The sequence below is a fragment of the Faecalitalea cylindroides ATCC 27803 genome, from assembly GCF_000469305.1.
In the GTDB taxonomy this organism is placed as follows: domain Bacteria; phylum Bacillota_I; class Bacilli_A; order Erysipelotrichales; family Erysipelotrichaceae; genus Faecalitalea; species Faecalitalea cylindroides.
Map to the genome: position 1 here is coordinate 1 of NZ_KI271021.1, position 691 is coordinate 691.

The following is a 691-nucleotide window of genomic DNA, read 5'->3' on the forward strand; positions in this document are numbered from 1 at the left end:
TGAATAAACGATCACAGCACGATCCGGTCTTTTTCCCATGACACCACCAGGGGTATAGTTATCTGTCTTCCTTCGTTTTTTGGCTACAGTATAATGATTCACCATAGAATCAATATTTCCACTGGAAATCAAAAAGCCTAAACGAGGTTTTCCAAAACGCATGAAATCTGTCTTATCTCGCCAGTTTGGCTGAGATAAAAAACATACCTTATAGCCATGAGATTCTAAAACACGACAAATAATGGCAGCGCCAAATGATGGATGATCTACATAAGCATCCCCACATACATATACAAAATCACAAGTATCCCAGCCACGTTCAAGCATTTCTTCTCTTGTGACAGGTAAAAAACGATCATCCATAATAGTTTCTCCTTTCAGACAAAAAGGGTACTGATAAAAATACCCTTATAAAATCTCTTTTAACATATCTTTTAATAGATAAATATCTTTGCTGGACATGAATACATAAACAGCGGGTGCCATCTCTTTTAAAGCTTCAGCACTCTTTTGATCAATATCCAATAAGATTGAATTAGGACAGCGATCCAACAAATCTTGAATCGTTACCGTAATCGTATCATCTTCTCGTTTCGCATTCTTTGGAAAATCACACAAGCATACTTGATCTGCCGTATTTAAACTTTCGGCAAATTCATCTAGAAAATACTGCAGGCGGGAATAGCGGTCC

The 691-nt window shown here is 37.3% G+C and carries 2 pseudogenes; both read right to left on the minus strand.

The features are described 5' to 3' along the window. Positions 1-363: pseudogene (locus tag HMPREF0367_RS07140) on the minus strand (YgiQ family radical SAM protein); the annotation flags it as partial. Positions 364-408: 45 nt separating this feature from the next. After that, positions 409-691: pseudogene (locus tag HMPREF0367_RS10560) on the minus strand (UDP-N-acetylmuramate--L-alanine ligase); the annotation flags it as partial.